Raw genomic sequence first — 6,246 nt, forward strand, 5'->3', positions numbered from 1 at the left:
ACAGACTTGTCAAGTGTTTTATGCAAAAAAAATGGGGGAATCAATAAAAATTAATGATACTAAAAATGAGTAATCACAGGAACTAGGGAGTTTCCGTGAAATCTCTGATTAACAAAGGGGGAAAAATTATGTCATCTAACACATTAATAAGTAATGTAAATAAACATATACAAGAAAATTATTGGTTATATATTATAAGTATTCTATGTGTATTTACAGGTATAATTTTGGGGATTTATAGTGTGAAATATATGGGCGAATTTGAACGAAATGATTTAGTGAATTATTTGATTAATTTTATTGATCCTTCAAACACAAGTGGGATTAGTTACAAATTAATATTTTTTCAATCAATTAAAAATAATTTACCAGTGATTATTTTTCTATGGTTTTTAGGTTTAACTATTGTAGGATTACCAATTATTGTAATTATTGATTTGTTAAAAGGATTTACAGTTGGGTTTACCTTTAGTTTTATGATTAGTGGGCTAGGAAAGAGTGGTGTTGGCATTGCAATACTAGGAGTATTACCTCAGAATTTAATTTATATTCCATGCATCATTTTTGCATCGGTGATATCAATGGAATTTTCTATAATGTTATTAAGAAATAAGTTCAATAAACAATGGACAAGTAGTATATCTAGCAGAATAATATACTATAGTGTAATCTTTGTTATAATAATAGTTTTTTTGTTTATAGGGATAATTATAGAATCATATATTGCTCCTTATTTTGTTAAAAATCTTATTAATAATCTAGGAAGCCTAAGTAAATGAAGAATAAGGATTTATTCCATTTTATTATGTTAATAATTAAATGCTTTATTATTTTAATGGTAATTGGTATATTTCTTCCAAAGGTTGTAGATTATTCACTTGAAAGATTAATTAACAACCCAAAGATATACAAAAACAGTATTGTGGTTTACAAATTAGTTGATAATAATTATAAATTGGCTTATAATTATATTCGTACGTTTTATTTATTTTTTAGAGTCTAATATATTTATAAATATTAATATTCTCTATAATATAGGAGAAAAATTATGAATGATTTAGTGACAATCTATATAAAAAAATTACAAAACAATAAATTGACGAGAAATACTATTGAAGCCTACACGAGAGATGTTAAACGATTCATTGAGTTTACGGAGAACAGAAATGAAACCCAAGAAGAAGTTGATAACATCACAATAATGGCTTATGCTGAATATCTTAGAAAAGAAGGTAAAGCGAATAGTTCTATAGCAAGAAATATTGTTTCTATTAGAAATTACTATAAATACCTTATTAAAAACAATCTTGCCGAAAATGATCCAACAGCTTACTTTTCTATTCCCAAAATAAAACGGAATATACCTCAAATTTTGTCAATTGAAGAGGTAGATGAATTATTAAACCAACCAGATGAATCATCAATCAAAGGGCTTAGAGATAAAGCAATGTTAGAATTAATGTATGCAACAGGCATGAAAGTCTCGGAACTTCTAAGTTTAACAATATATGATATTAATTTAGATTCGTTATACATAACATGTAATAATGGTAGAAAAAATGAAAGAATAATTCCAATAGGTAGACATGCAGTTAGATGCATGTCAGAGTATTTAAAGATTAGATATAAAATAAACTTAAATAATTTAAACTTACTTTTTTTAAATACAAAAAGTGAGAAAATGACGAGACAAGGTTTTTGGAAAATAATTAAAGAATATGCTAAAACCACTAGTATAAAAAAAACAATAAATTCCTATACAATAAGACATTCATTTGCTGTACATTTATTACAAAATGGCGCAGGTATAGGCACCGTTCAGGAGCTACTAGGACATAATAGTATGTCAACTACTCAAATTTATTCATCGATAATTAAAAAAAATAAAATATCAGAGGTTTATAAGAATACTTTTCCTAGAGCATAGTTATCAATTTAAAAAACTTTTTAATAAATAAATTAGGTTCAATATCATAAATTAAATAGAAAAAAATGAGGATTTGTCTTTTAAAATAAAGATGAATTCTTATTTTTTGTTCTTTGAAATAAATAAATTTTTTAATTATTATAGATAAATAGTGATAATATCAATACATTTTGGTAAAAATAATGTTATGAGGTTTAAGCATTGCAGATGACTTTAAGAATTGTTGTCTAGCATAAAGGATTATGAGGAGGATAAATATGAAAAAAAAATCTAGAAATGTATTATGTTTAATTTTATCATTAATTTTTACAACGCAGTTTTATAACATGCCTGCTAAAGCGGAGAATAAAGATGATAAAGGGATTGTCGTTCAGGCAAGTTCAGCATTATTAATGGAACCAACTAGTGGCAAAATAATATATGAAAAAAATTCTCATGAAAAATTTGCTCCAGCGTCGGTAACTAAAATAATGACTATGTTACTTGCAATGGAGGCAGTAGATTCAGGTAAAATTAAATTAACTGATAAAATAACAATAAGTGAAAATTCAAAAAAAATGGGTGGAAGTAGTATGATACTTGATACTGGAGAAATAAGAACCGTGGAAGAAATTTTAAAAGGAATTGCTATCGCATCAGGAAATGATGCAGCAGTTGCAATGGCAGAATACTTAGGAGGTAGTGAAGGGGCTTTTGTTAATATGATGAATGCAAAAGCAAAAAGTCTAGATATGAAAGATACTAGTTTTAAAAACTGTACTGGGTTAAGTGCAGATGGCCATTTTACAACTGCATATGATATTTCAATTATGTCTAGAGAATTATTAAAACATCCTAAAATACTAAAATATTCATCAACATACATGGAAACTATCTCTGAGGGTAGGAAAGCTCCAATAGGTCTAGTAAACCATAATAAGCTTGTTAGGTTTTTTAATGGATGTGATGGACTTAAAACTGGATTCACAAATGAAGCAAAATATTGTATATCAGCTACTGCAAAACAAAATAATGTTAGAATGCTTGCAATAATTATGGGTGCACCAACTTTTAAAATAAGGAATAGCGATGCCAGTATGCTTATGAACTATGGGTTCTCTAAATTTGAAACTAAAAAAGTAATAGTAAAGGATCAAAATTTAGAGAAAATAATTTTAAATAAAAAAGGTGACAAGTTTCTAATAGCTAAAGCACAAAAAGATTTTCTTATAACTCTTGAAAGAGGGAATAAGAATAAAGTAACTAAAAAATTTGTTCTAAAACAAGGGTTAAAAGATTATAAAAAAAATGTAGTTATTGGATCTTGCGAAATATATGTTGACAGCAAACTAACTGGCAAGATTAATATTTATAGTGATAGAGATATTAAAAAATCTAGAGTATGGGATAACATTATAAATAATTTTACAGATTTATTTGATAAAGCAATTTAACTACCATATATTTTTAAATTTTAATAATGTAACTTCTGAGCAAATAAATAATTGCTTAGAGGTTATTTTTTATAAATTGTATCATTTTATAAATTTTAATATTATACTTAAATTAAACTTGATATAAAGTATGTAAAGTAAAATTAATATGTCTTTATAATTATTTGTTTATTTAGGAGAGAGTGTAAATGCCATTAAGTATAAAAGTAACTAATTTTGAAGGCCCATTTGATTTATTATTACATCTTATAAAAAAAAACAAGATGAATATTTATGATATTAACATTGTTGAAATTACCAATCAGTATTTGGAGTATCTTAGAAGTATGAAAGAAATGGATTTAGAAATGACATCAGAATTTGTTGTTATAGCTGCAACTTTAATTGAAATTAAATCAAAATATTTGTTACCAAAGAATAAAGAAGAGGTTAGTACACAGGATGAATATGATATAGAGAAGGAATTAATGGATAAGCTAGTCGAATATAGAAAATACAAACTTGTAGCTGAAAATTTGAAAGCGATGGAACAAGAGACAGGTATAATGCTTAGTAAAAAGCCTGAAATAATTGAAGAAGATAATCATAATATTAAAGGAGTAGATTTTTTAAAAGATATTACAATTTTTGATTTGAATAATTTATATAATAATTTAATGGAAAAATATAAAAATAAGATGAATATAGATATTATTGTAAATAAAGAAATACTAATAGATGAATTTAAAATAGAAGATAAAATGGAAGAGTTAAAACAAAAGTTAAATGATTTTGGAAAAATTCACTTTACAAACTTAATCTATGGTTATTCATCTAAAATAGAAGTTATTGTTATGTTTTTAGCATTACTTGAGTTAATTAAGATTAGGAGTGTACGAGTATTTCAAGAAAGTAATTTTAAAGCTATATATTTAGAAAGGGTAAATTAATATGAATGAATCTAATATTAAACATTTAGAGAGTAAGGATATGTCTACTAATGACATATATTATTCTATTATTGAATCATTGTTATTTGTTACTGGAGAATCATTAAAATTAACAGAACTTGCAAATATTTTAGAGTGTAGTATTGAGTTTACAAGGCAGTTAATAAATGAATTAAAAGTAAAATATGATCAGCAGCAGAGAGGTATTAAAATTATAGTAACTAATGATGAATATCAATTTGTTACAAAACCTTGTAATAGTGAATATGTTCAAAAGCTATTAAAGATAAATATTAGACAATCTTTATCTCAAGCCTCACTTGAAACTTTAGCGATAATTGCTTATAAACAGCCTATGACTAGAGTAGAGGTTGAGGATATAAGAGGAGTTAAGAGTGATAGAGCGATTTACACCTTGTCAGAAAAAAGACTAATAAAAGAAAGTGGACGAAAAAATGTTCCAGGAAGACCAATTATATATGTAACTACGGATGAATTCCTTAAACATTTTAATTTTCATAACCTAAATGAAATGCCTTCTTTAGAAGATTTTAATAAAGAAAATTTGCAATGTGATGTTGCTATTGATAAGGCCTAGTAAATATTTTTAGCTTTTAGTATACATATAGTTGTAACCCCATTATAATACGGTTTTTAATTTTAAAAACCGTATTATAATGGGGTTTATTTTAATTTTACAAGTTGGTATATACTGTTAACAATGATTATTCATCACATTTTTCTTTATTATCAGACTCTTTATTTTCAGGTTCTGTATCTATAGCATTTTTATCTTTAAACATACCTTTAATAATATCGATAACTTGTGGTACAGTATCAACAATTTTATCATATGTATTTTGCTGATCTACAGATAATAGCCTAATTGAATCATTTTTTACAACTAAAAAAGCAACTGGCTTAACCGTGACTCCAGCACCAGAACCACCTCCAAAGGGATATTTACTAGTTGAATCAGCAGTACTCATATTATTAAATTCACTACCTCCAGATGCAAAACCAAAACATACTTTTGAAATAGGAATTATTGTAGTTCCATCTAATGATTTCACAGGGTCGCCTACAATGGTGTTAACATCTATCATATCTTTTATACTTTCCATGGTGCTCCTCATTAAATTTTCAATTGGATGATTATCCATGTACATTTCCTCCTCTAAATTTTTTTATATTTAATTTGCCATGTTTTATGTTTATAAAGCAAGGTAATATAATAAATGCCATATAAATAATTTTCACTAAATTGATGTAAATTATACTCGAAATTTCCATATTAAGATTATTATATTTAAAATGAGGGGTAACTTTAAGATTCATGTTTTTAACTTTAGCAACAGTTATTAATTTTAAGTACAAAAGGCTATAAGCTGAATGAATTAAACCAAATATAATAGCTACCAAGGCAGCATCGTCCAACCCATATTCTAGTTTAGTATTTAAAATTAATTTAGGCCTAAATCTTAATGTTTTAAGTTTATGAATAATTGAATTTACATCGCTTAAAATTAAAGGCTTAAAGAATATTAACATTCTTGCTGGTTTAGACTTTAACTTATTTTTTGAATTACTTTTTAAAGGTTTACTTACCTTTAGTTTCTTTTTATATATATAAATTTCCAAGACTTTATTTGTGTATTTAAGAGTTATTTTTAAATGAATTGGAAATAATATAATTGTTAACACAAAAAGAAACATTATTAAAAATTTAAACATCACAACCTCCAATCTATCTAATAGTTGGTATTATGCTCAACAATCAATAAAAAAATCAATAAATGGGGATAATATTATTTTTTTTAAGAAAAAGATCGTTTAAAGATATGAAAAATTGATAGTGTTAACTAACCTATGAAAAAACTAGATTGAAAATTTTAAGATTTAAATTGTACTTTGAAAAGTGAAAATATATCTAAAAGGAATGAAACATTAGTTTTGT

7 protein-coding genes are annotated in these 6,246 nt (G+C 25.5%); 5 read left to right on the forward strand and 2 right to left on the reverse strand.

Going from position 1 to position 6,246, the window contains the following annotated elements:
• Positions 1-128: 128 nt before the first annotated feature.
• From spoIIM to scpB, 5 genes are all read left to right on the forward strand, one after another.
• Complete coding sequence (spoIIM, locus tag KPL37_RS18930; protein ID WP_216151628.1) at positions 129-779, forward strand: stage II sporulation protein M; 651 nt, start codon at positions 129-131, stop codon at positions 777-779.
• A gap of 269 nt (positions 780-1,048) precedes the next feature.
• Entirely contained in the window at positions 1,049-1,927 is an 879-nt protein-coding gene (locus tag KPL37_RS18935; protein WP_216151629.1) for a tyrosine recombinase, read from the forward strand.
• A gap of 257 nt (positions 1,928-2,184) precedes the next feature.
• A complete protein-coding gene (locus KPL37_RS18940; protein WP_216151630.1) occupies positions 2,185-3,360 on the forward strand; it encodes a D-alanyl-D-alanine carboxypeptidase family protein in 1,176 nt (391 codons plus the stop codon).
• A 188-nt stretch (positions 3,361-3,548) separates the two neighbouring features.
• Positions 3,549-4,289 carry a segregation/condensation protein A gene (locus KPL37_RS18945; RefSeq protein ID WP_216151631.1) on the forward strand — a complete coding sequence of 247 codons (741 nt, stop codon included), beginning with the start codon at positions 3,549-3,551 and terminating at the stop codon, positions 4,287-4,289.
• A gap of 1 nt (position 4,290) precedes the next feature.
• Positions 4,291-4,887 carry an SMC-Scp complex subunit ScpB gene (gene scpB / locus KPL37_RS18950; protein ID WP_216151632.1) on the forward strand — a complete coding sequence of 199 codons (597 nt, stop codon included), beginning with the start codon at positions 4,291-4,293 and terminating at the stop codon, positions 4,885-4,887.
• 127 nt (positions 4,888-5,014) lie between these two features.
• Here scpB and ytfJ read toward each other — a convergent pair whose 3' ends face one another.
• Both ytfJ and KPL37_RS18960 read right to left on the reverse strand, forming a co-directional pair.
• Complete coding sequence (gene ytfJ, locus KPL37_RS18955; RefSeq protein WP_216151633.1) at positions 5,015-5,452, reverse strand: GerW family sporulation protein; 438 nt, start codon at positions 5,450-5,452, stop codon at positions 5,015-5,017.
• A complete protein-coding gene (locus KPL37_RS18960) occupies positions 5,445-6,023 on the reverse strand; it encodes a DUF2953 domain-containing protein (protein ID WP_216151634.1) in 579 nt (192 codons plus the stop codon). The genes ytfJ and KPL37_RS18960 overlap by 8 nt, the downstream gene beginning before the upstream one ends.
• Positions 6,024-6,246 lie beyond the last annotated feature (223 nt).

Source organism: Clostridium frigoris, assembly GCF_018861865.1.
Taxonomy (GTDB): Bacteria; Bacillota; Clostridia; order Clostridiales; family Clostridiaceae; genus Clostridium_AD; species Clostridium_AD frigoris.

Bases quoted from the DNA above. Each gene is read 5' to 3' on its own strand.
- KPL37_RS18935 (WP_216151629.1), top strand. From the start codon at position 1,049: ATGAATGATTTAGTGACAATCTATATAAAAAAATTACAAAACAATAAA.
- ytfJ (WP_216151633.1), bottom strand. From the start codon at position 5,452: ATGGATAATCATCCAATTGAAAATTTAATGAGGAGCACCATGGAAAGT.
- scpB (WP_216151632.1), top strand. From the start codon at position 4,291: ATGAATGAATCTAATATTAAACATTTAGAGAGTAAGGATATGTCTACT.
- KPL37_RS18960 (WP_216151634.1), bottom strand. From the start codon at position 6,023: ATGTTTAAATTTTTAATAATGTTTCTTTTTGTGTTAACAATTATATTA.
- KPL37_RS18940 (WP_216151630.1), top strand. From the start codon at position 2,185: ATGAAAAAAAAATCTAGAAATGTATTATGTTTAATTTTATCATTAATT.
- spoIIM (WP_216151628.1), top strand. From the start codon at position 129: ATGTCATCTAACACATTAATAAGTAATGTAAATAAACATATACAAGAA.
- KPL37_RS18945 (WP_216151631.1), top strand. From the start codon at position 3,549: ATGCCATTAAGTATAAAAGTAACTAATTTTGAAGGCCCATTTGATTTA.